Below are 21,332 nucleotides of genomic sequence, written 5' to 3'. Positions count from 1 at the left end.
AGCAATCCAGGGGCCAGTGCGCACCGGCCCCTGGATTGCTTCGTCGGCTTCGCCTCCTCGCAATGACGGCAAGGGGCGAGCGTCCTGAAAAGGCCCCGCAAGCGGGAGAGGCAACGTGTTATCGCCTTTTTGCGATCAGATGGGCTGACCCAATCCTCGTCCGGCTCTAGCTCCCGGTCGACGCGGTGACCAGCACCTCGACCGTGCCGACGCCGTCGAACTCGGCCTGGGCCCGGTCGCCCGGCTTCACCACATGGACGCCGGTGGTCATGCCGGTCAGCACCCAGCTGCCGGCCGGCAGGTCGCGGCCGCGCCGGCCGAGATGCTCGGCCAGGAAGGCGAGGGAGGCGATCGGCCCGCCGGCGACGCGGGCGGCGCTGCCCTCGCCGACCACCGCGCCGTCGACCCGCATCCGCACGGTCCAGTCCGACGGCTGGCGGCTGTCCCAGTCCGGGATCTCGGGGCCCAGCACCAGCCCGGCATTGTTGCCGAAATCGCTGGCCACCGCGCCGGGGCCGAGGTCGTTCAGCGTCGCCAGCGGGCTGCCCGCGATCTCCATCCCGGCATGCACCGCGGCGACCAGGGGAAGCACCTCCTCGGCCGTGCGCGGCCGGGCCTCGGCCGGGATGTCCCGGCCGATCCGCAGCACGAACTCGGCCTCCACCGCGCCGAAGCCGCCGGGGATCACCGGCGTCTCCACCCGGCCGTTGCGGGCGTCGCGGAAGGCGCGGGCGAAGACCGGCCCGGCCAGGCGCGGCGCGTCGTAGCGCGGGCGCCAGGTCTCGGCGATGCCGGCCACCTTCCAGCCGACCAGCGTGTCGGTCCACAGGCCCATCGCCGCTTCCTGCACCGCATAGGCGGTGGGCAGGTCCGGCGGCAGCGTGCCGGGATAATCCGGCAGGGAACGGCCGGCGCGGCGGGCTTCGGTGAAGGCGATGGCCAGGTCGCGGCTCGAACTCATGGCAGGGTCCCCCAGGGCGTCTGCATTCTTGTGTATGGTAGTATGGGCTGATATGCAAGGTGCCCAACGGCCTCAGGATCCCGCGTGAAGATCGACCCTGTCCAGAGCTTCGAATCCGTGGCGCGCCGGCTGGAGCGCGAGCTGCGCCGCGCCATCGTGGCGCTGGAGCTGGCGCCCGGATCGAGGCTGTCGGAGCAGGAGATCGCGCAGCGCTACGGCGTGTCGCGCCAGCCGGTGCGCGAGGCGCTGATCGCCCTGGCCAAGACCCGGCTGGTCGAGATCCAGCCCCAGCGCGGCACGGTGGTGGTCAAGCTGTCGGTGCGGCGCATGGCCGAGGCGCGCTTCGTCCGCGAATCGGTCGAGGTGGCGCTGGTGCGGCGGGCCTGCGAGGGCTTCGACCGGTCCAGCCGCGAGCGCATCGACGACCTCCTGGACGCCCAGGCCAAGGCGGCGTCGCGCGGCAACCACCACGACTTCCAGCGCACCGACGAGCTGTTCCACATCGCCATCGCCGAGGGCGCCGGCTGCGGCATGGCCTGGATGGCGGTGGAGGACCTCAAGGCGCATATGGACCGGATCTGCACCCTGACGCTGCCGGGCCCCGAGGCGATGCTGCCGCTGATCGACCAGCACCGCGCCATCATGGCGGCGATCGACGCCCGCGACCCCGACGCGGCGGAGCGGGCGATGCGCACCCATCTGACCGAGATCCTGCGCGCGCTGCCGCGGATCGAGGCCGAGCACCCCGAACTGTTCGACGAGCCCGACCCGGGCCGGACCCGATAGACGCGACCGCGAGAGACGAGGACAGCATGACCGAGACCCCGACCACCCGCCAGGCGGTGCATTACGAGCAGGCCGAGATGCTCGACGGCGACGATCTGCGCCGGCATTTCCTGATCGAGCAGTTGATGGTCCCGGGCCGGCTGACCGCCACCTACACCCATTACGACCGCATGCTGGTGGCGGGCGCGGTGCCGACCGACGCGCCGCTGGCGGTGGGCGAGGACCTGGCGAAGCTGGTCGGCAGCGCCACGCTGCTGGAGCGGCGCGAGCTCGGGCTGATCAATGTCGGCGGCGCCGGCCGCGTCACCGCCGACGGCACGGTCTACGAGGTCGGGCCGCAGGACGCGCTGTATCTCGGCCGCGGCATCGCCTCGGTTGCCTTCGCCAGCGTCGACCCGGCCAACCCGGCGAAGTTCTACATCAACTCCTCGCCGGCCCATGCCGCTCACCCGTCGCGGCTGGTGACCAAATCCCAGGCGATCGTCAAGGAGCTCGGCGCGCCCGAGACCAGCAACCGCCGCACCCTGTCGCAGTACCTGCACCCGGAGGTGCTGCCGACCTGCCAGCTGCTGATGGGGCTGACCCGGCTGCACAGCGGCAGCGTCTGGAACACCATGCCGGCGCACACCCATGACCGCCGGATGGAGGCGTATTTCTACTTCGAGCTGCCGGCCGACGCGGTGGTGATGCATTTCATGGGCCGGCCGGAGGCGACGCGCCACCTGGTCGTCCGCAACGAGCAGGCCGTGCTGTCGCCGCCCTGGTCGATCCATTGCGGCGCCGGCACGGCGGCCTATGCCTTCATCTGGAGCATGGCCGGCGACAACCAGGCCTTCACCGACATGGACTTCGTCGCCATGAGCGACCTGCTGTGACGGCCTCGCCCTTCGACCTGACCGGCAAGGCCGCGCTGGTCACCGGCGCCCGCACCGGCCTCGGCCAGGGCATCGCCCTGGCCCTGGCGGAGGCCGGGGCCGACATCGCCGGGCTCGGCTCCCGCGCCATGCCGGACACGGCGGCGGCGGTCGCCGGCACCGGCCGCCGCTTTGTCGAGGTGGTGCGCGACCTCGAGGACTCCTCGGGGCTCGACGCGGTGGTCGCCGACATCGTCGGCCAGCTCGGCCGCATCGACATCCTGGTCAACAATGCCGGCATCATCCGCCGCGCCGACCTGCTGGAGTTCAGCGAGGCCGACTGGGACGCGGTGATGTCGGTGAACCTGAAGAGCGCCTTCTTCCTGACCCAGGCGGTGGCCCGGCACATGGTGGGGCAGGGCATCGCCGGGCGCATCATCCATGTCGCCTCGCTCTTGTCCTTCCAGGGCGGCATCCGCGTCTCCTCCTACACCGCCAGCAAGCACGGCCTGGCCGGGCTGACCCGCGGCATGGCCAACGAGCTGGCGCCGAAGGGCATCACGGTCAACGCCATCGCTCCCGGCTACATGGAGACCGACAACACCGAGGCGCTGCGCGCCGACCCGGTGCGCACGCGGCAGATCCTCGACCGCATCCCGGCCGGCCGCTGGGGCCTGCCGCAGGACCTGGCGACGGCGGCACTGTTCTTCGCCTCGCCGCACAGCGGCTACGTCACCGGCACGGTGCTGCCGGTCGATGGCGGCTGGATGGCTCGCTGAGACTATTTTCCGATTGGATTTGAATCAATTTAGGAACATAATTGGTCATTCAGTCGATCTAGATTGAAGCTATATTTCCTTTCGTTTTATTCTGCGGATGCCGGTGCCGCGCCGTCACGTCGATGGCGCGGCACCGGCGTCACGCGCTTGATGCATTTATCGATTCATTTCAGGAGCATTTCAGAATGGAAGCCTATCTCGCCACGATCATGGGCTGGGCCCCGAATTTCGCGCCGCGCGGCTGGGCCTTCTGTGGCGGTCAGATTCTCTCGATCGCGCAGAACACCGCCCTGTTCAGCCTGCTCGGCACCACCTATGGCGGCAATGGCCAGACCACCTTCGCCCTGCCCAACCTGTTCAGCCGGTTCCCGGTCGGCGCCGGCAACGGCCCGGGGCTGAGCAGCTACGTCCTCGGCCAGGTGGGCGGCACCGAGAGCACCACGCTGACCATCAACAACATGCCGGCGCACGCCCACCCCGCCGGCACGCTGGCCAGCGCGCTGACCGCCACGACCAATGTCAGCGGCACCACCCAGTCGACGCCGACCGCCACCTCGATCCTCGGCGCGGCGAACTTCCCGGATCCGAGCACCGGCAGCCCGGTGAACGTCAACAGCTACGCGCCGAACAACACCACCCCGACCGTGACCATGCCCACCCCGGTCACCGGCGCAACCGGCCCGGCCGGCGGCACCCAGCCGTTCTCGATCCTGCCGCCCTATCTGGCGATCAACTGGATCATCGCGCTGGAAGGCATCTTCCCGCCGCGCAGCTGAGGGAGCGCCGTGATGCTCGCCGAGCTCAGCTTCGACGACTTCAAGGACCATCGGGGCCAGACCTTCGTGGTCGAAGGGCCGGGCGGTCGGGTGGAGGCGACCCTGGTCGCCGTCCGTCTCTCGCCCTACGGGTCGCCGGGCCTGCTGCGGCGCCACCCCTTCGCGATCCTGTTCACGGCGCCGCCGGCGCCGGATCTGGGCGCGCAGGTCTACAACATCCGGCACCCGTCCAAGGGGCTGATGGAGGGCGTCCTCATCAGCCCGGTGGTGCCGGCGGCGGTGGACGCGCCGAAGGCCCAGGGGCTGAAGTTCTACGAGGCCGTGTTCAACTGACGAGGGCGCGGTCGATCGCGGCCAGGATCCGGTCCCGCAGCGCGTCGAGCCCAAGGGCGAGATCGCGATGCTCCCGGACGAGCGCCGCGATCGACCGCTCCTCCTGCGTCGCGGTGCCCGGGCTCGCCCTGACCGCGTCGGCCAGCCGGGTCTCGGCCGCGTAGCGGCGGTGGTCCAGCGTGCCCAGCGCCGCGTCCAGCCGCATCCACTCCGCCAGCAGGCTCTCCAACGCCGCGGCGTCGGCGCCGTCCCGCGCCTGCAGCGCCTCGATCGCCCGGCGCAGCGGCAGCCTTGCGGTGCTGTGGCTGCAGGCCAGCTGGGTGTCGCGCCGCCCGGCCGGGCACAGCGCCGGGCGGGCATAGGTGTCCGGCTCGACCGCATGGGCCACCGGCTGCCCGTCGCGATCGCGCGGCACCGATTCATGCACCATGCCGCACGCCATCGCGCGCGACGCCGCGATCCGGTCGCGCAGTCCGGCCAGCTCGGCTCCCTCCGGCATGGTCACGCCGCCTCCGGCGCCGCCGCGGCGTCGAGATGGATCTCCGGATGCCGGCAGCGGTGCAGGATGGTGGCCGGCCAGGCCGGCTCGAAATCCCGGCTCTCCAGCAGCCGCCGCGCCGCCTGGCGCTTGTGGGGCCCGTGCAGGATCATCAGCGCCGCCCGCGACAGGCCGGCGATGGTGCCGAGGCCGACGGAGACGCCGCGCCGCGGCACCTCGGCGATGGCGGCGAAGCCCGGGAAGGTCGCCATGTTGTCGCGCCGCGTCTCCTCCGCCAGCGCGACGATGCCGGTGCCGGCCTCGGCCGAGCTGCCCGGCGGGTTGAAGGCGACATGGCCATCGCTGGCGCCGCTGGCCAGCAGGAACAGGTCGATGCCGCCGGCGTCGCGGATGCGCCGGTCATAGGCCTCGGGCTCCGCCGGGGCGGGGCACCACACGCCCGCCGCCGGCAGCTGGCGCGGCGCCGGCAGCTTCGCGTTCACGACCGCGCGGATCTCCTGCTCGGCAAAGCGGCGGCAGCTGTAATGCGCCCGCGGGTCGCACAGCGCCGGATGCCCGGGCTCCCCGGCCGGCCCCTCGACCAGGTACTCGTCCATCATCACCAGCACCAGCCCGGACAGGTCGAAGCGGGTCATCCCGGCCATGGCCCCGAGCGCGGCATAGACCGGCACGGCCGTGCGGCCGGCCGGGCAGCCCAGCAGATAGCGCCGGTTCTCCTCCGCCGCGCGCTCGATCCCGCCCAGGATGCGCTGGGCGATGGCGCGGCCCAGCAGCTCCGGCGTCGGGTGCACGGTGACCGGGATGGCGATGGTGGATCGCATGGGCGAATCCTGGGGCGGGTCCTGGCGGCCGACCGGATCCAGTGTGCAGGGGGCGGCCCCGCGGCGCAATCGCGGCCGTCCATTCAGCACCGTCGGCGCTGAATGCGATCTGATCTTTCCGTTGGAACGCTGAAAGCGGCGGGTCTAGGACTGGTCGACCCCACACAGAGAGGCGCCGTCATGGAATACCGTCTGCTCGGCCGCTCCGGCCTCAAGGTCTCCACCATCACCCTCGGCACCATGACCATGGGCGGGAAGGGCAATTTCGCCAAGGTCGGCAATGCCGGCGTGGCCGAGGCGCGGCGCCAGATCGACCTGTGCCTGGACGCCGGCGTCAACCTGATCGACACCGCCGACGTCTACTCCACCGGCGGGTCGGAGGAGATCATCGGCGAGGTGCTGGGCGGCAGGCGCAAGAACGGCGTGCTGATCGCCACCAAGGCGCGCTTCCCGATGGGCGACGGCCCGAACGACCGCGGCCTGTCGCGCCACCATCTGATCGAGGCGTGCGAGGCCAGCCTGAGGCGCCTGCGCACCGACGTGATCGACCTGTACCAGGTGCATCAGTGGGACGGGCAGACGCCGCTGGAGGAGACGATCGACGCGCTCGACAGCCTCGTCCGCCAGGGCAAGGTCCGCTACATCGGCGCCTCGAACTATTCCGGCTGGCACCTGATGAAGGCGCTCGGCGTCAGCGACCGCACGCACCGCCAGCGCTTCGTCAGCCAGCAGATCCACTACACGCTGGAGGCGCGCGAGGCGGAGTACGAGCTGGTGCCGGTGTCGATCGACCAGGGCCTCGGCATCCTGGTGTGGAGCCCGCTGGCCGGCGGCCTCCTGTCCGGCAAGCACCGCCGCGGCGTGACGCCGGAGGGCACGCGCCAGCTGGCCGGCTGGGGCGAGCCGCCGATCCGCGACGAGGACCGGCTGTGGGCCATCGTCGACGCGCTGGTGGCGATCGCCGAGGCGCGCGGCGTCTCCGGCGCCCAGGTGGCGCTGGCCTGGCTGCTGGGCCGGCCGGCGGTGACGTCGGTGATCATCGGCGGCCGCACCGAGGCGCAGCTGCAGGACAACCTCGGCGCCGCCGACCTGGTGCTGACGGCGGAGGAGCGGGCGGCGCTGGACAAGGTCAGCGCGCCGCCGGTCCTGTACCCCTACTGGCACCAGCTGCGCACCGCCAAGGACCGGCTCGGCCCCGCCGACCTGTCGCTGCTGGGGCCGCATCTCTGATCAGGCCGGGGACTGTCTGCGCAAACGGAAACCCCCACCGTCATTGCGAGGAGCGCAGCGACGAAGCAATCCAGGGGGCGGCTCGCACCGGCCCCTGGATTGCTTCGCTTCGCTCGCAATGACGGTGCCGGGTATTCCGACCAGTCCCGCAAGTGGGAGCCTCAGGCCGCCGCCGGCACCGGCGCCCGCACCAGCAGCCGGTGCTGGCCCAGGAGGGCGATGGCCAGCGCCAGCGCGCCGGAGGCCACCGAGACCCAGAAGCCGTTCTGGGCGCCGAAGGTGTCGATCACCCAGCCCGAGACCGAGGAGCCGAAGGCCACGCCGATGCCGATGCCGGTCATCGCCCAGGTGATGCCCTCGGTCAGCTGCGACGGCGGCACCAGCCGCTCGATCAGCCCCATCGAGATGATGATGGTGGGCGACACGGCGGCGCCGGCCAGGAACAGCACCACGGCCAGGACCGGGATGCTGCCGATGACCAGCAGCGGCAGCGTCGTCAGCGCCGCCAGGCCGATGGCCAGCACGAACTGCCCGGCCAGCGCCATCCGCGGTTTCAGCGTGCCGAAGACCAGCCCGGCGATCAGCGACCCGGCGGCATAGGCGGCCAGGACCAGGCTGGCCGCGGCCTTCTGGCCCTGCGCCTCGGCGAAGGCGATGGCGGTGACCTCGGCGGTGCCGAAGATCGCGCCGATCGCCGCCAGCGTCAGCACGATGACGCGCAGCGACCCCAGGCGGATGACGGCGGCGCCCCGGCCGGCCTCGGCCGCATGCACCGGCGGCTCGGTCGACCGCTGCGCCGCGAACAGCAGCGTGCCGGCGGCCAGCAGCAGGGCGGCGGCCAGCGGCCCGGCCTCCGGGAAGGCGGCGACGCTGAGGCCGATCGCGAGCACCGGCCCGGTCATGTAGATCACCTCGTCGACCACCGATTCGAAGGCGAAGGCGGCGTGCAGCTGCGGCGTGTCGCGGTACAGCCGGGTCCAGCGCGCCCGCACCATCGCCGAGATGGCCGGCATCGCCCCGGCCAGCACGGCGAACAGGAACAGGGTCCAGCCCGGCGCGCCGGTGCGGGCGGCCAGCATCAGCCCGGCCAGGGCGGCGACGCTGACGGCGCTGGCCGGCAGCAGCACGCGGGCCTGGCCGCAGCGGTCGACCAGCCGCGACACCCGCGGCGCGATCAGGGCGTTGGCCAGGGCGAAGGTGGCGGCGACGCCGCCGGCCAGCCAGTATTCGCCGCGGGTCTGCGACAGCATGGTGACGATGCCCAGCGTGATCATGGCCTGCGGCAGCCGGGCGACGAAGCCGGCGGCCGAGAACGCCTTGGCGCCGGGCGCCCGGAAGATCTCGGCATAGGGGTTGGGCATGGCAGGTCTCCGCTGCGGCCGATATCACATACCACACGGCCACTTGCATACGCGCCGTATGTGAAGCAGATAATGACATGCGCGACGCATGTCAATTGGCATACGCAGCGTATGTGAAAGGAGGGGCATGGCCCACCGACCCCGCAGCGAGATGATCGCCGAGACCCGCGCCAAGCTGCTGGCGGCGGCCCGCCACGCCTTCGGCACCGCGGGCTACGCCGCGGCGTCGATGGACGATTTCACCGCCGGGGCCGGGCTGACCCGCGGCGCGCTGTACCATCATTTCGGCGACAAGAAGGGCCTGCTGCGCGCGGTGATCGCCGAGATCGACGCCGAGATGAACGCCCGGCTGCAGCAGGTCTCGCGCCGCGCCGCCGACCCCTGGCGAGCCTTCGTCGCCGAATGCACCGCCTATCTCGAGATGGCGGTGGAGCCGGAGATCCGGCGCATCGTGCTGCGCGACGGCCCGTCGGTGCTGGGCGACCCGTCGACCTGGGACGGCCAGTCCGCCTGCATCGCCTCGATGACCGGGGCGCTGCGCCGGCTGGCCGCCGACGGCACGATCCGCCCGGTCGACCCGGAGGCGACGGCGCGGCTGATCAACGGGGCGATGCTGCACGCCGCCCAGTGGATCGCCAACGCCCCCGACCCGGACGCCGCGTCCCGCCGTTCGGTGCAGGCCTTCGAGACGATGCTCTCCGGCCTGCTGACGGACCGCCCGGCGGCCGGCTGACGGACCGCTCCCGGCGACGAATGTCGCGGCGCGGCGTTGTTCCTTCGAGACGATGGGAGGACAGCCGGATGAGCGACTATCCCGTGCTGCGGCCGGAGCCGCGGGCCGATGCCGGCGCCGGCCAGTTCGACCGCGATCCGGTGTGAGAGAGCAAGCCTCTCGACCCATCCCGTCATGGCGAGCCCCGCAGGGGCGTGGCCATCCAGGTTAGCCAAGCCCGCTGCGGCTGCGGGACTGGATGGCCACGCTGCGCTCGCCATGACGGTGCCGGGGGGCTGGAGCCCCGTCGTCAAAGCTCCACGAACACCTCGAAGCCGCCATAGATCATGCGCTTGGCATCGAAGGGCATGGCGGACGGGTCCATGTGCAGCCGCGGGTCGGCCATCACCTTCTTCAGGATCTCGTCGCGGGCGGCGCGGGATTCGTAGACGATCCAGGAGAAGATCACGATCTCGTCCTCCTTCGCCTGCACCGAGCGCGGGAAGGAGGTCACCTCGCCATAGGGCGTGTCGTCGCCGGTGCATTCGACATAGGCCAGGGCGCCGTGGTCCTTCCACACCGCGCCGGCGTTGCGCGCCATCTCCTTGTACTCCTCCAGCTTCGCCTTCGGCACCGCCAGCACGAATCCGTCTGCATAGGACATGGCGCGTCTCCTCCGTTCGATTGCAATCGACCCTAGGACGGTCCGGGAAGCCGGAAGCCGACAGGCGGGACGGATTTTTTCGGCGTCCCGTCCCGCGCGCCCATATAGGCCGTCGTCTCCGGCCGCAGCGTGTCGTGCACGAACTCGATGAAGGCGCGCAGCTTGGGCAGGGCCTGGGCCCGGCTTGGATAGTACAGGAACAGGCCGGGGGTGCCGGGGCAGAAGTCCTGCAGCACCGGCTCCAGCGCCCCGGCGGCGACCTGGTCCTGCGCCGCCGGCGCCGCAGTATAGGCCAGGCCCAGCCCCATCGCCGCCGCCATCAGGTTCAGCCCGCCGCTGTTGACGATCACCGGCCCGGCCACCGCGATGTCGAAGGCGCGGCTGCCCTCGACGAACTCCCAGCGATAGATCGGTCCCTGCGGCGACTGGCGGGTGCCGATGCAGGCATGCCGGTGCAAATCCTCCGGCCGCTGCGGCCGGCCGTGCCGGGCGAAATAGGCGGGGGACCCGACCACGGCGAACTGGAAGGGCGGGGTCAGCCGCACCGCCACCATGTCGGCCTCCAGCAGCTCGCCCAGGCGGATGCCGGCGTCGAAGCCCTCGGCGACGATGTTGGCCAACCCGTCCTCGGCGAAGATCTCGATCTGCAGCGCCGGGTGGGCGGCGCCGAACTGGGCCAGGATCGGCTCGGCCAGGAACGGCACCAGCGCCCGCGGCATGTTCAGCCGCAGCAGGCCGGTCACCGCCTCACCCAGGCTCTGCGCCGCGTCGAAGGCGGCCAGGATCTCCGCCACCGCCGGCCGGGCGCGGTCGAGGAAGCGCTGCCCGGCCTCGGTCAGCCCGACCCGGCGGGTGGTGCGGGTCAGGAGGGCCACGCCCAGCCGCGCCTCCAGCCCGCGGATGGTCTGGCTGATCGCCGAGGGCGACACCCCCAGCTCCGCCGCCGCCGCCCGGAAGCTGCGGCGCTCGGCCACCCGCAGCACGGCGATCACGCCGTCCAGCTGGTCGCGCTCGATTGTGAAGGGTTTCTTCATGGCCCTTGCAGATTATTCCGGATGGCGCCGCAAATCGAGCGCCCATAGCCTGTCGGGACCATGCGGCGGGAGAGCGGGGCGGGCGGCGCCCGGCCCCTGGACGCAGGGGGCCGTGCCGCGGCGCAATGCCGCTGCCGCGACCTGCCGCCGGGCACCGTCCTCATATGAGCGGGACGCACCGCTATCGCGTTCCCCTGACCTTCTGGTTCCTACTATGATAACAGGGGAGTCGGCCTTGGACCCGCTGGGAGCCCTTATGCCCTGGATCGCCGTCTGCAGCGTTGCCGGCCTGTTCGGCCTGATGCTGGTCGAGCGCCTGCTGCCGATCCTGCCCTCCTACGGCCTGCTGGTCGCGGTCGGGGTGGCGGTGGGCGAGGGCTATTGGTCGCTGCCGCTGGCCCTGACGATGACGGTGATCGGCGGCGTCGCCGGCTGCGCGCTGTTCTACGGGCTGGGCTGGGGCTTGGGAGAGGCCCGGGCCGGCGCGCTGCTGCGGCGGACCGCCGGCTTCTTCGGCATGGGCCCGGCGCGGGTCGACCGCTGCATCGCCTGGTTCCAGGACCGCGGCGCGCTGTTCGCGCTGGTGGCGCAGCTGGTGCCGACCGTGCGGCTGGTGGCGCCCGGCATCGCCGGGCTCTTGCGGGCCAGACCCTTGATGTTCTTCGCTGCGACCGCCCTCGGGATCGGTCTGTGGAACGGGCTGTTCATCGGCACCGGCTATGCCGCCGCGGCGCTGGTCGAACCCGCCCCGAACGCATCCTCTCTCGCGTTGACAGTGCTGGTCGCGCTGGTGCTGGTGGAGCTTATGGGCACGATGATGTGGCGCAATTTCTCCCGCCGACGGCAGGCTGTCGCCGTCTCCTCCGCCGGTGCGCCTGTGCTGGCGCAGGGCCCCGCGCTGTCGCCGCGGCCCGCCACCGGTCCGTCGCGCCGCCAGGATGCGGCCGACGATTTCGCCTTCTTCCGCGCCTGGCTGAAGGCGCCGCTGCGGGTGGCCGCGGTGGTGCCCTCGGGGCGGGCCCTGGCCGCGGCGATCACCGCCGAGATCGGGCCGGAGAGCGCGCCGGTGATCGAGCTCGGGCCCGGCACCGGGGCCTTCACCCGAGCGCTGATCGGCCGCGGCGTGCCGGAATCGCGGCTGGCGCTGGTCGAGGCCGGGCCGGATTTCGCGGCGCTGCTGCACCAGCGCTTCCCCGAGGCGCAGGTGCTGTGCATGAACGCGGCCCGGCTGGGCACGGCGGATCCGTTCAACGGCGAGAAGGCCGGCGCCGTGGTCAGCGGCCTGCCGGTGCTGTCGATGCCGCCCAAGACGGTGATCGGCATCCTCAACGGCGCCTTCGGCCATCTGCGGCCGGACGGGGCGTTCTACCAGTTCACCTACGGGCCGCGCTGCCCGATCCCGCGCGCCATCCTCGACCGGCTCGGCCTCAAGGCGGTACGGATCGGCCGGGCGGTGGCGAACGTGCCGCCGGCCGCAGTGTACAAGATCACCCGGAGGTGGCAGCGGCCGCCGGCTTAGCCACAGCCAGGGGCGGCGGATGCTGATGGGCCAGAGCCCCCCTCACCCGAAATCGCTGCGCGATTTCGACCTCTCCCCCGGGGAGAGGTAAAGAGGGGCGCCGTGCTGTTTCCCTCTCCTTGGGGAGAGGGAAGGGCCCGGCGCCGTAGGCGACGGGAGGGTGAGGGGGCAGGCTGCGCCGTCTATCTTGCTTCGACCGATGCCGTTCCGACCATCGCGTCCCAGGCCGCCATCGCGTGGTCGATGATGGCGTGCATCTCCCGGCGGCCGGTGCCGTCGCGGGCCTTGATCGACAGCCCGGCCAGCACGGTCGAATAGAAGCCGGCCAGCGGCCCCAGATCGACGCCCGGCGGGAATTCGCCCGCGGCCGCGCCCTGTTCCAGCCGGCGCAGGATCAGGCCGCAGGATTCCTTGTGCAGGTCGATCAGATGGGCGCGCACCCCCTCATGCTCCGGCGCCGTGTTGACGGCGCCGAGGATGACGAAGCAGCCATGGGGCAGGCCGGGGTCGGTGAAGGCGTCGGCATTGTCACGCAGCATCGCCTCGATCGCGCCGCGCGCCGTCCGCTCGCAATCCAGCGCCCGGCGCGTGGCCGCGCCGTTGGTGGCGCGGTACAGATCGATCGCCTCACGGAACAGCGCCTCCTTGCTGCCGAAGGCGGCGTACAGGCTGGGCGCCGCGATGCCCATCGCCGCCGTCAGCTCGGCCATCGACACGCCCTCATAGCCGTGCCGCCAGAACAGCTCCATCGCCCGCCGCAGGGCCACATCCCGGTCGAAACCGCGGGGTCGGCCGCGCTCCGCCATCTCCGATCCTTTCTTTAGCGATCCATAAATAAATCGCTTGACCGTGCGATGCAACTGCTCCAGCTATTTATTTATCGATCATTAAAGATATGGAGTCTCCCATGGCCGACCTGTCCGGAAAAGCGGCGCTGGTTACCGGCGCCAGCCGCGGCATCGGCGCCGCCATCGCCCGCCGCCTGGCGCGGCAGGGCGCCGACGTGGCCCTGACCTACAGTGCCTCGCCCGACAAGGCGGCGGCGGTGGCGCGCGACATCGAGGCGGCGGGCCGCCGCGCCGTGCTGATCCAGGCCGACAGCGCCGACCCGGCGGCGGCGGCCGCGGCGGTGGACCGGGCGGCGGCGGAGCTCGGGCGGCTCGACATCCTGGTCGCCAATGCCGGCATCGCCGTCCACCGGCCCTTCGGCGAGTTCACGGTCGAGGAGTTCGACCGCACCGTCGCGATCAATGTCCGCGGCGTCTTCGTCGCCGCCCAGGCGGCGGTGCAGCATTTGCCGGAGGGCGGGCGGATCATCGTCATCGGCAGCAACCTGGCCGAGCGCGTGCCGGGCGCCGGGGTCACGCTCTACACCCTGTCGAAGACGGCGCTGACCGGCCTGGTCAGGGGGGCGGCGCGGGACCTCGGCCCCCGGGGCATCACCGTCAACCTGGTGCAGCCGGGCCCGACCGACACCGACATGAACCCGGCCGACGGCCCGCGCGCCGACGCGCTGCGGTCGTTCATGGCGATCCCGCGCTACGGCAGCGGCGACGACATCGCCGGGCTGGTCGCCTGGGTGGCCTCGGCCGAAAGCCGCTTCGTCACCGGCGCCAGCCTCACCATCGACGGCGGGATGTCTGTTTGATCCCCGCGAGCGCAGGAGCGACGAGATGACCGCACGCGCCGTCTCCGACGAGTCCGGCCACGGCCCGTGGGTGCTGGGCGCCGTCTGCCTGGCCGGGCTGATGATGCCGCTCAGCTTCACCGGCCCGGCCGTGGCGCTGCCGGCGATCGGGCGCGAGCTCGGCGGCAGCCCGGTGGCCCTGGCCTGGGTGGTGAACGCCTTCGTGCTGTGCTTCGGCAGCTTCGTCATGGCCGCAGGCGCCTTGGCCGACCAGCTCGGCCGCAAGCGCCTGTTCGCCACCGGCGTCGCCGGCTTCGGCCTCTTGTCGCTGGTGCTGGGCTTCGCGCCCTCGGTGGTGGCGCTGGACCTGTTGCGCGGCGCCCAGGGCGTCGCCGCCTCGATCGCCATGGCCGGCGGCGCCGCCTCGCTGGCGCAGGAGTTCGAGGGGCCGGCCCGCACCCGCGCCTTCAGCCTGCTCGGCACCAGCTTCGGCATCGGCCTGGCCTTCGGTCCGATCCTGGCCGGCGTGCTGGTGGAGACGCTGGGCTGGCGCGCCATCTTCCTGGCCGGCACCGCGATCGCGGCCCTGGTGCTGGCCTTCGGCGTGCCGCGGATGCGGGAATCGCGCGACCCCGGCGCCACCGGCGTCGACTGGCCGGGGCTGTTCAGCTTCACCGCCGCTCTCGGCCTGCTGACCTTCGGCATCATGCAGGGGCCGCAGAGCGGCTGGGGCAGCCCCGTGGTGCTGGGCCTGCTGCTGGGCGCCGCGGCGATGCTGGCGCTGTTCGTCCTGGTCGAGACGCGGGTGCGGCGGCCGATGCTGGACCTGTCGCTGTTCCGCTATCCGCGCTTCGTCGGGGCGCAGTTCCTGCCGATCGCCACGGCGGTCTGCTTCGTGGTGCCGCTGGTGCTGCTGCCGGTGCGCTTCATCGGGGCGGAGGGGATGAGCGAGATCGAGGCAGGCGGGCTGATGATCGCCCTGTCGGCACCGATGGCGGTGGTGCCGTTCCTGGCCGGCCTCCTGGCCCGCCGGATCTCCGCCGCGGTGCTGTCGGCAGCGGGCCTCGCGGTCGCGGCGCTCGGCCTCGGCTGGCTCGCCGCGGTGCCGGTCGGTGCCGGGGTCACGACCTTGGCCCTGCCGATGCTGGTGGTCGGCATCGGCACCGGCCTGCCCTGGGGGCTGATGGACGACCTGTCGGTCAGCGTCGTGCCGCGCGAGCGCGCCGGCATGGCCACCGGCATCTTCTCGACCATGCGGGTGGCGGGGGAGGCGGTGGCGATCGCCGCCGCCGGCGCGCTGGTGGTGGCGCTCGGCCAGTCCGGCCTGCACCGCGCCGCGGGCGAGGGGGGCCGGGTGGCCGATGCGGTCAACGCCCTGGCCGGCGGCGACATGGGCCGGGCCGAGGCGCTGCTGCCCGGCCTCGGCCGGGCAACGCTGGCCCAGGCCTATGGCGGCGCCTTCCAGGCGATGCTGGCCGTGCTGGTCGCCGCCACCCTCGCCGCGGCCCTGGCGGCCTATGTGCTGCTAAGGCGGCGGGAGGCTGTCTCGCAGAGAACCGAGGCCTGCGAAGCCGGATAGCCCGGGTCGTTCCGTTTGCCTTGCCTCTCCCGCGTGGCGGGATCTGTTCGCGCCGCCCATCCCTCGCCGTCATTGCGAGGAGGCGAAGCCGACGAAGCAATCCAGGGGCCGGTGCGAGCGGCCCCTGGATTGCTTCGCTTCGCTCGCAATGACGGTGTTGGGACCACTCAAAAGGTCTCGCGTGGCGGGAGAGGCAACGCGATCCGTTCTGGATCGGAAAGACCTTACGACGCGTCCGGGATCAGCTTGGCGCGCAGCGAGCGGCGTGCCTCGTGGTCCAGGCGCTGCAGCGCCTCGCGGATCTGCTGGGTGATGGCGCCGGCCTCGGCGTCCGGGTTGCGGAAATAGGCCTGCGCCTCGGCGATCATCAGCGGCAGTGCGGCGGCGGCGGCCTTGGCCGCGGCGGCCGGCGACGATGCCTTCGCCGCCATGCCGCGGATGCTGGTGGCCAGCTCCGCGGCCGAATTCTTCCAGCCGGCCGGGCCGGTGTCGGACACGTCGGTCGCGGCCTCCTCGACGATCTGGTCGATCAGCACGCCCGAATCCCGCGCCCCGGACCAGGAGGCGGCCAGCCGCCCGTCGCGGTCGCGCACCTCGGTCCAGCGGAAGGTCTGGCGTTCCTCATCGGTCAGGATGCGCTCCACCCGCGCGAACATGCCGCTGACCGACCGGGACCAGCCCGCCGGCAAGGTCGCCAGCTGTTCGCGGACCCGGGCATCCACGCGTGCGCCGCAACTCTTCAGCAACTGCTTCAGCCGCTGGGGGGCCCGCTGTTTCACCGCCATACGCTCCTCGCTCTCCCTCGAATGGTCGCCCCGGCGCTTGCTCCTGTCCCAGGGGCGCCGAAGTCCGTCGAATTGATTCAAATGGGCTTCTTGTCGAAGAATCAAGTCACACCCTGTCGCGGATGGCGAGTCATTCCTTCGGACATATCGCCGGGCCGCGGAATCCCTCGATTCCGCCGGGTTGGATCGCCCTGCTTGATCAACTGATATTTTAGTATACGGTGCATACCAGAAATCATCGGGGAGGGCGCGGATGCGCGGTGCGGCGACGGCAGGGGAAGACGGGCCGGGAGGACGGCGGCGGATGCCGCGCTCATCGCGCCTCGACGCGCTGTCGCAGGGCCGCCCGGCCACCGCCTCCGCCCTGATTCGCCGGGCGCTGCGCAGCGACATCGTCGCCCTGCGGCTGAAGCCCGGCACGCCGCTGTCGGAGAAGGAGATCGCCGAGGGCTACGGCGTCAGCCGCACCCCGGTGCGCGAGGCGGTGCTGCGCCTGGCCGATGAAGGGCTGGTCGACATCTTCCCGCAGTCCGGCACCTTCGTGTCGCGCATCCCGGTGCACGCCCTGCCCGAGGCGATCATCATCCGCAAATCGCTGGAGGAGACGACGGCGCGGATGGCGGCCGAGCGTGCCAGGAGCAGCCAGGTCGCCACCCTGCGCGCGGTGATGGAGCGGCTGCGCGAGACCGAGGCGGCGGGCGACCGCGACGGCTTCCACCAGGCCGACGAGGCCTTCCACGCCGGCATCGCCGAGGCCGCCGGCCATCCCGGCATCTGGACCCTGGTGCAGCAGGTCAAGATCCAGGTCGACCGCTACCGCCGCCTGACCCTGCCGGAGGAGGGCCGGCTGGCCCGGATCATCGCCGAGCACGGCGCCATCCTGGACGGGATCGAGGCGCATGACCCCGACCGCGCGGCGGCGCGGATGGGGGCGCATCTCGGCGCGCTGCTCGACGATCTGGGCGGCATCAAGGACCACAATCCGGACTTCTTCGTCGACGCGCCGCCGCCCGGCTTCTGAGCCGCGGCGGGCCGGACGAGGCGACCACAGGGGAGGGGGCGCGGGCCCGATGCAGTACGAGTTCGATTTCGACAGCCTGCGCGACTACTGGCCGTCCTTCCTCCATGGCGCGCTGATGACGCTGGAGATGACGCTGGTGGCCACCGTGGTCGGCCTCGCCATCGGCGTGGTCTGCGCCATCGGCCGCCGCGGCCGGTCGCGCTGGATCGCCGGGCTGTGCGGCGCCTATGTCGAGATCGTCCGCAACACCCCCTACCTGATCCAGATCTTCTTCCTGTTCTTCGGCCTGTCCAGCATCGGCCTCAGGCTGCCGATCTTCGCCGCCGCGGTGCTGACCATGGTGATCAATGTCGGCGCCTACACCGCCGAGATCGTGCGCGCCGGCATGGACACGGTGCCGCCCGGCCAGGTCGAGGCGGCGCAGGCGCTGGGCCTGTCGACGCCGCAGATCTACTGGGACGTGATCCTGCGCCCGGCGCTGGAGCGGGTGTACCCGGCGCTGACCAGCCAGTTCGTGCTGATGATGCTGTCCTCCTCCGTCACCTCGCAGATCTCGGCAGAGGAGCTGACGGCGATCGCCAACAACATCCAGTCCGACACCTTCCGGCCGTTCGAGACCTACATCGTCGTGGCGCTCTTGTACCTGGCCATGGCGCTGCTGCTGAAGTTCGGCTTCCACCTGTTCGGCCAGGCGATCTTCCCGCGCCGCCGCCGGCTCGGCACCCCGCTCTGAGGAGGCCGGCATGGGCGGCACGTTCACCATCAACCACCTGATCTACCTGCTGCAGGGCACGGCCTGGACCGTGGTGCTGTCGCTGCTGGCCTTCGCGCTGGGCGGCGTCGCCGGCTTCGGAATCATGCTGCTGCGCATCGCGCGCGGCCGGATCCTGCGCCGGGCGGCCTTCGTCTATGTCCAGATCGTCCAGGGCACGCCGCTGCTGATCCTGCTGTTCCTGGTCTATTTCGGCCTCGGCATCGTCGGCATCGAGGTGCCGCCGCTGCTCGCCGCCGGCCTGTCGCTGATGATCTATTGCAGCGCCTTCCTCGGCGAGATCTGGCGCGGCTGCGTCGAGGCGGTGCCGAAGACCCAGAGCGAGGCGGCCGAATGCCTGGCGCTGAACCGCTGGCAGGTGCTGACCGACGTCCTCCTGCCCCAGGCCATGCGCATCGCCACGCCGCCGACCGTCGGCTTCCTGGTGCAGGTGCTGAAAAGCACCTCGCTGGCCTCCGTGGTCGGCTTCGTCGAGCTGACCCGCGCCGCCCAGGTCATCAACAACTCGCTGTTCCAGCCATTCCTCGTCTTCGGCATCGCCGGGCTGATCTACTTCGCCCTCTGCTACCCGCTGTCGCGCTGGAGCCGTTCCCTCGAAAGGAAGATGAATGTCGGCCGTCGTCACGCTGCGTGATGTCCACAAGCGCTTCGGCGAGCTCGAGGTGCTCAAGGGCGTCTCCTTCGAGGTCGCCAAGGGCGAGGTCATCGCCATCATCGGCCGCAGCGGCTCGGGCAAGAGCACGGCGCTGCGCTGCGTCAACCGGCTGGAGACGATCCAGTCGGGCCACATCGAGGTCTGCGGCCACAAGGTCGACGCGGCCGACCTGAACCTGCGCGCCCTGCGCCAGGACGTCGGCATGGTGTTCCAGAGCTACAACCTGTTCCCGCATCTGACGGTGGAGGAGAACATCACCCTGGCGCCGCGCCGGGTGCGCCGGATGCGCGGAGCCGAGGTCCGCGACCTGGCCCGCGCGGCGCTGGAGCGGGTCGGCCTGGCGGACAAGATCAGCGCCTATCCCGAGCAGCTGTCGGGCGGCCAGCAGCAGCGGGTGGCGATCGCCCGGTCGCTGGCGATGAGCCCGCAGGTGATGCTGTTCGACGAGGTGACCTCGGCGCTCGACCCGCATCTGACGGGCGAGGTGCTGAAGGTGATGGAGAGCCTGGCCCGGGGCGGCATGACGATGCTGGTGGTGACGCATGAGATGGCGTTCGCCCGCCGCGTCGCCGACCGGATCATCTTCATGCATCTGGGCAAGGTCTGGGAGACGGGGCCGGGCGACATGCTCGCGGCGCCGCAGACAGGGGAGCTCCGCGACTTCCTGTCCAACGGGCTCTGATCGCGGAAAACCGATGCCGGTCCGGTCGGGGCCGGGCCGGCACAAGACGTAAACGGGTGGAGGAACGTCATGACGCTGACAGGAATGCTGAAGGTCGCCGCCGCCGCGGCGGCGCTGTGGATCGCGGCCGCGCCGCTGGCGCAAGCGGAGTCGCTGGACGACATCCAGTCGACCAAGAAGGTGCGCATCGCCGTGGCCATGGGCGTGCCGCTGTTCGCCTTCGTCGACGACAAGCTGCAGCCCACGGGCTCGGATGTCGAGACGGCGAAGATGATCGCCAAGTCTCTCGGGGCGGAACTGGAGCTGGTGCAGATCACCAACGCCGCCCGGGTGCCGACGATCCAGACCCGCAAGGCCGACCTGCTGGTCGCCGACCTGGCGATCACCGAGGAGCGCAAGAAGGCGGTCGACTTCACCATCCCCTACGCCACGCTGAACATCGAAGTGGCGGCCCCGGCCGGCGTCGCGATCAAGGATTATGCCGACCTCGCCGGCAAGCGCATCGGCGTGACCCGGGCCACGGTCAACGACACGCTGGTGACCAGGAACGCCAAGGACGCCGAGATCGTCCGCTTCGAGGATGACGCGACGCTGATCACCGCCGCCGTCTCCGGCCAGGTCGACATCGTCTCGACCCAGAGCGCGGTGGTGTCGGAGATGAACAAGGGCCGGTCGGAGAAGCTGGAGACCAAGTTCGTGCAGCAGGAGCTGAACCTCGGCATCGCCCTGCCGAAGGGCGAGACCAAGCTGAAGGCCTGGCTGGACGACTGGATCAAGGCGCATTTCGCCGATGGCAGCCTGAACGCCACCTTCAAGCAGTTCCACAACCGCGACCTGCCGGCGGATCTGATCACCCGGTAATCAAGGACGGTCATCCCTCCTCGTCATTGCGAGGAGGCGAAGCCGACGAAGCAATCCAGGGGCCACGCCAAACTGCCCTGGATTGCTTCGCTGCGCTCGCAATGACGGTGTGAAACGGGCGAGAGGCGCCTCAGCGGCCGGGCCCCGGCCGCCGGTCGCGCTCCCGCTCCAGCTCGGAGTTCAGCTCGGCGCCGATCAGGAAGATCACCGTCGACAGCCAGATCCAGGTCAGGAAGCCGATCACGGCGCCGAGCGAGCCGTAGGTCGCGCCGTAATTGGCGAAGCGGGCGACGTACCAGGAGAACAGCATCGACCCGCCGAGCCAGATGGTGGCGGCGACGATGCCGCCCCAGTTCAGCCAGTGCTCGCGCCGGCCGCCGGGGCCGTAGCGGTAGACCAGCGTCAGCGCCGCGATCGTCGCCACATACAGCGCCGGCCAGCGCAGCAGCCAGATCAGCGTGCCCGCGGCGGAGCCGAGGCCGACAAGGTTCAGCGCGATCGGCACCGCCACCACCACGGCCAGCGCCAGCGCGGCGAAGCCGATGGCGCAGAGCGTGAACAGCAGCGACACCATGTTGAGCCGCACGAAGCCGCGCCGCTCCTCCTCGTCATAGGCGACGTTGAGGGCGTCGAACATCGCCTTCACCCCGGCATTGGCGCTCCACAGAGAGATGGCGAGGCCGGCGAAGAAGGCGATGCCCAGGCTCTTCTGCGGCTGGCTGGCGATGCGCTGCAGCTGCGCGCCGATGAGGTCGAGGCTGCCGGCCGGCAGGATCAGGGCGAGATCCTCGATGTTCCGCTGCACGGTCGAGACGTCGGCGATCAGCCCGTACAGCGAGACGAAGACGCCGATCGCCGGGAACAGCGCCAGCAGGGTGTAGTAGGCGACGCCGGCCGCCAGCGCGAACACCCGGTCCTCGCCGATCTCGCCCCACACCCGCCACAGCACGATGCCCGCGCGGCGCGCCCTGCGCTTCCACCGCCGGTCCGTCCGTGCCGCTCCGCCCTCCGCCGCCATCCC

Annotated in this window: 25 protein-coding genes; 16 read left to right on the top strand and 9 right to left on the bottom strand. The window is 71.3% G+C overall.

Translation table 11 applies throughout. The features are described from left to right. Positions 1-166: 166 nt before the first annotated feature. Complete coding sequence (locus BWR60_RS17335) at positions 167-961, bottom strand: 2-keto-4-pentenoate hydratase (RefSeq protein ID WP_088152265.1); 795 nt, start codon at positions 959-961, stop codon at positions 167-169. A gap of 84 nt (positions 962-1,045) precedes the next feature. Here BWR60_RS17335 and BWR60_RS17330 point away from each other — a divergent pair, with 84 nt between their 5' ends. From BWR60_RS17330 to BWR60_RS17310, 5 genes are all read left to right on the top strand, one after another. Further along, positions 1,046-1,747 carry a GntR family transcriptional regulator gene (locus tag BWR60_RS17330; RefSeq protein WP_088152264.1) on the top strand — a complete coding sequence of 234 codons (702 nt, stop codon included), beginning with the start codon at positions 1,046-1,048 and terminating at the stop codon, positions 1,745-1,747. Between the two features lie 26 nt (positions 1,748-1,773). Beyond that, complete coding sequence (gene kduI, locus BWR60_RS17325) at positions 1,774-2,622, top strand: 5-dehydro-4-deoxy-D-glucuronate isomerase (RefSeq protein ID WP_088152263.1); 849 nt, start codon at positions 1,774-1,776, stop codon at positions 2,620-2,622. Further along, positions 2,619-3,380 carry a 2-dehydro-3-deoxy-D-gluconate 5-dehydrogenase KduD gene (kduD, locus tag BWR60_RS17320; RefSeq protein WP_088152262.1) on the top strand — a complete coding sequence of 254 codons (762 nt, stop codon included), beginning with the start codon at positions 2,619-2,621 and terminating at the stop codon, positions 3,378-3,380. The genes kduI and kduD overlap by 4 nt, the downstream gene beginning before the upstream one ends. Positions 3,381-3,565: 185 nt before the next feature. Next, entirely contained in the window at positions 3,566-4,156 is a 591-nt protein-coding gene (locus BWR60_RS17315; protein WP_088152261.1) for a phage tail protein, read from the top strand. A 12-nt stretch (positions 4,157-4,168) separates the two neighbouring features. Continuing rightward, positions 4,169-4,489: a DUF6916 family protein gene (locus BWR60_RS17310; RefSeq protein ID WP_088152260.1), complete on the top strand. Its 321-nt coding sequence runs from the start codon at positions 4,169-4,171 to the stop codon at positions 4,487-4,489. Here BWR60_RS17310 and BWR60_RS17305 read toward each other — a convergent pair. Both BWR60_RS17305 and BWR60_RS17300 read right to left on the bottom strand, forming a co-directional pair. Then, a complete protein-coding gene (locus BWR60_RS17305; protein WP_144445650.1) occupies positions 4,482-4,994 on the bottom strand; it encodes a hypothetical protein in 513 nt (170 codons plus the stop codon). The two genes, BWR60_RS17310 and BWR60_RS17305, sit on opposite strands and share 8 nt — an antisense overlap. Next, entirely contained in the window at positions 4,991-5,809 is an 819-nt protein-coding gene (locus BWR60_RS17300) for a 6-phosphogluconolactonase (protein WP_218823558.1), read from the bottom strand. Before BWR60_RS17300 ends, BWR60_RS17305 begins: the two co-directional genes overlap by 4 nt. Before the next feature lie 180 nt (positions 5,810-5,989). Here BWR60_RS17300 and BWR60_RS17295 point away from each other — a divergent pair, with 180 nt between their 5' ends. Then, positions 5,990-7,039, top strand: a complete 1,050-nt coding sequence (locus BWR60_RS17295) for an aldo/keto reductase (RefSeq protein WP_088152258.1) — start codon at positions 5,990-5,992, stop codon at positions 7,037-7,039. Between the two features lie 161 nt (positions 7,040-7,200). Here BWR60_RS17295 and BWR60_RS17290 read toward each other — a convergent pair whose 3' ends face one another. Beyond that, positions 7,201-8,400, bottom strand: coding sequence for an MFS transporter (locus tag BWR60_RS17290; protein ID WP_088152257.1), 1,200 nt, complete (start codon positions 8,398-8,400; stop codon positions 7,201-7,203). Between the two features lie 127 nt (positions 8,401-8,527). Between BWR60_RS17290 and BWR60_RS17285 the strand changes: the two genes are divergently transcribed. After that, a complete protein-coding gene (locus BWR60_RS17285; protein ID WP_088152256.1) occupies positions 8,528-9,133 on the top strand; it encodes a TetR/AcrR family transcriptional regulator in 606 nt (201 codons plus the stop codon). A 20-nt stretch (positions 9,134-9,153) separates the two neighbouring features. Next, positions 9,154-9,279 (top strand): hypothetical protein, encoded by a 126-nt coding sequence (locus tag BWR60_RS38695; RefSeq protein ID WP_275542387.1) that lies wholly within the window; start codon positions 9,154-9,156, stop codon positions 9,277-9,279. Between the two features lie 143 nt (positions 9,280-9,422). On the opposite strand, the gene BWR60_RS17280 is transcribed toward BWR60_RS38695, so the two are convergent. Next, on the bottom strand, positions 9,423-9,776 hold the full coding sequence (locus BWR60_RS17280) for a DUF1428 domain-containing protein (protein WP_088152255.1): 354 nt from the start codon (positions 9,774-9,776) through the stop codon (positions 9,423-9,425). A 32-nt stretch (positions 9,777-9,808) separates the two neighbouring features. Next, positions 9,809-10,810 (bottom strand): LysR family transcriptional regulator, encoded by a 1,002-nt coding sequence (locus BWR60_RS17275; protein WP_088152254.1) that lies wholly within the window; start codon positions 10,808-10,810, stop codon positions 9,809-9,811. 256 nt (positions 10,811-11,066) lie between these two features. On the opposite strand from BWR60_RS17275, the gene BWR60_RS17270 reads away from it, so the two are divergent. Next, the gene (locus BWR60_RS17270; protein ID WP_179221811.1) at positions 11,067-12,329 is read left to right on the top strand and encodes a VTT domain-containing protein; all 1,263 of its coding nucleotides are present in this window, start codon (positions 11,067-11,069) and stop codon (positions 12,327-12,329) included. 182 nt (positions 12,330-12,511) lie between these two features. Here the strand turns inward: BWR60_RS17270 and BWR60_RS17265 are convergent, their stop codons facing one another. Continuing rightward, positions 12,512-13,135 (bottom strand): TetR/AcrR family transcriptional regulator, encoded by a 624-nt coding sequence (locus BWR60_RS17265; protein WP_088152252.1) that lies wholly within the window; start codon positions 13,133-13,135, stop codon positions 12,512-12,514. Between the two features lie 101 nt (positions 13,136-13,236). Between BWR60_RS17265 and BWR60_RS17260 the strand changes: the two genes are divergently transcribed. Both BWR60_RS17260 and BWR60_RS17255 read left to right on the top strand, forming a co-directional pair. After that, positions 13,237-13,977, top strand: a complete 741-nt coding sequence (locus BWR60_RS17260) for an SDR family oxidoreductase (protein WP_088152251.1) — start codon at positions 13,237-13,239, stop codon at positions 13,975-13,977. Positions 13,978-14,002: 25 nt separating this feature from the next. Beyond that, on the top strand, positions 14,003-15,535 hold the full coding sequence (locus BWR60_RS17255) for an MFS transporter (RefSeq protein ID WP_088152250.1): 1,533 nt from the start codon (positions 14,003-14,005) through the stop codon (positions 15,533-15,535). Positions 15,536-15,759: 224 nt separating this feature from the next. On the opposite strand, the gene BWR60_RS17250 is transcribed toward BWR60_RS17255, so the two are convergent. Further along, positions 15,760-16,314 (bottom strand): hypothetical protein, encoded by a 555-nt coding sequence (locus BWR60_RS17250; protein WP_144445649.1) that lies wholly within the window; start codon positions 16,312-16,314, stop codon positions 15,760-15,762. Positions 16,315-16,624: 310 nt separating this feature from the next. Here BWR60_RS17250 and BWR60_RS17245 point away from each other — a divergent pair, with 310 nt between their 5' ends. The 5 genes from BWR60_RS17245 (at position 16,625) to BWR60_RS17225 (ending at position 20,311) form a co-directional block, all read left to right on the top strand. Next, positions 16,625-17,341, top strand: a complete 717-nt coding sequence (locus BWR60_RS17245) for a GntR family transcriptional regulator (RefSeq protein ID WP_088152248.1) — start codon at positions 16,625-16,627, stop codon at positions 17,339-17,341. 49 nt (positions 17,342-17,390) lie between these two features. Next, the gene (locus tag BWR60_RS17240; protein ID WP_088152247.1) at positions 17,391-18,074 is read left to right on the top strand and encodes an amino acid ABC transporter permease; all 684 of its coding nucleotides are present in this window, start codon (positions 17,391-17,393) and stop codon (positions 18,072-18,074) included. 10 nt (positions 18,075-18,084) lie between these two features. Beyond that, the gene (locus BWR60_RS17235) at positions 18,085-18,747 is read left to right on the top strand and encodes an amino acid ABC transporter permease (protein ID WP_088152246.1); all 663 of its coding nucleotides are present in this window, start codon (positions 18,085-18,087) and stop codon (positions 18,745-18,747) included. Further along, positions 18,722-19,450: an amino acid ABC transporter ATP-binding protein gene (locus BWR60_RS17230; protein ID WP_088152245.1), complete on the top strand. Its 729-nt coding sequence runs from the start codon at positions 18,722-18,724 to the stop codon at positions 19,448-19,450. Before BWR60_RS17235 ends, BWR60_RS17230 begins: the two co-directional genes overlap by 26 nt. 69 nt (positions 19,451-19,519) lie before the next feature. After that, on the top strand, positions 19,520-20,311 hold the full coding sequence (locus tag BWR60_RS17225; protein ID WP_088152244.1) for a transporter substrate-binding domain-containing protein: 792 nt from the start codon (positions 19,520-19,522) through the stop codon (positions 20,309-20,311). A 130-nt stretch (positions 20,312-20,441) separates the two neighbouring features. On the opposite strand, the gene BWR60_RS17220 is transcribed toward BWR60_RS17225, so the two are convergent. Continuing rightward, positions 20,442-21,329 carry a YihY/virulence factor BrkB family protein gene (locus BWR60_RS17220; RefSeq protein ID WP_179221810.1) on the bottom strand — a complete coding sequence of 296 codons (888 nt, stop codon included), beginning with the start codon at positions 21,327-21,329 and terminating at the stop codon, positions 20,442-20,444. Between the last annotated feature and the right edge of the window lie 3 nt (positions 21,330-21,332).

Origin of the sequence: Inquilinus limosus (genome assembly GCF_002195995.1) — a bacterium.
In the GTDB taxonomy this organism is placed as follows: Bacteria; Pseudomonadota; Alphaproteobacteria; order DSM-16000; family Inquilinaceae; genus Inquilinus; species Inquilinus limosus_C.
The sequence above is the reverse complement of the archived record's forward strand: the minus strand, read 5'-3'. Positions and strand labels throughout refer to the sequence as shown.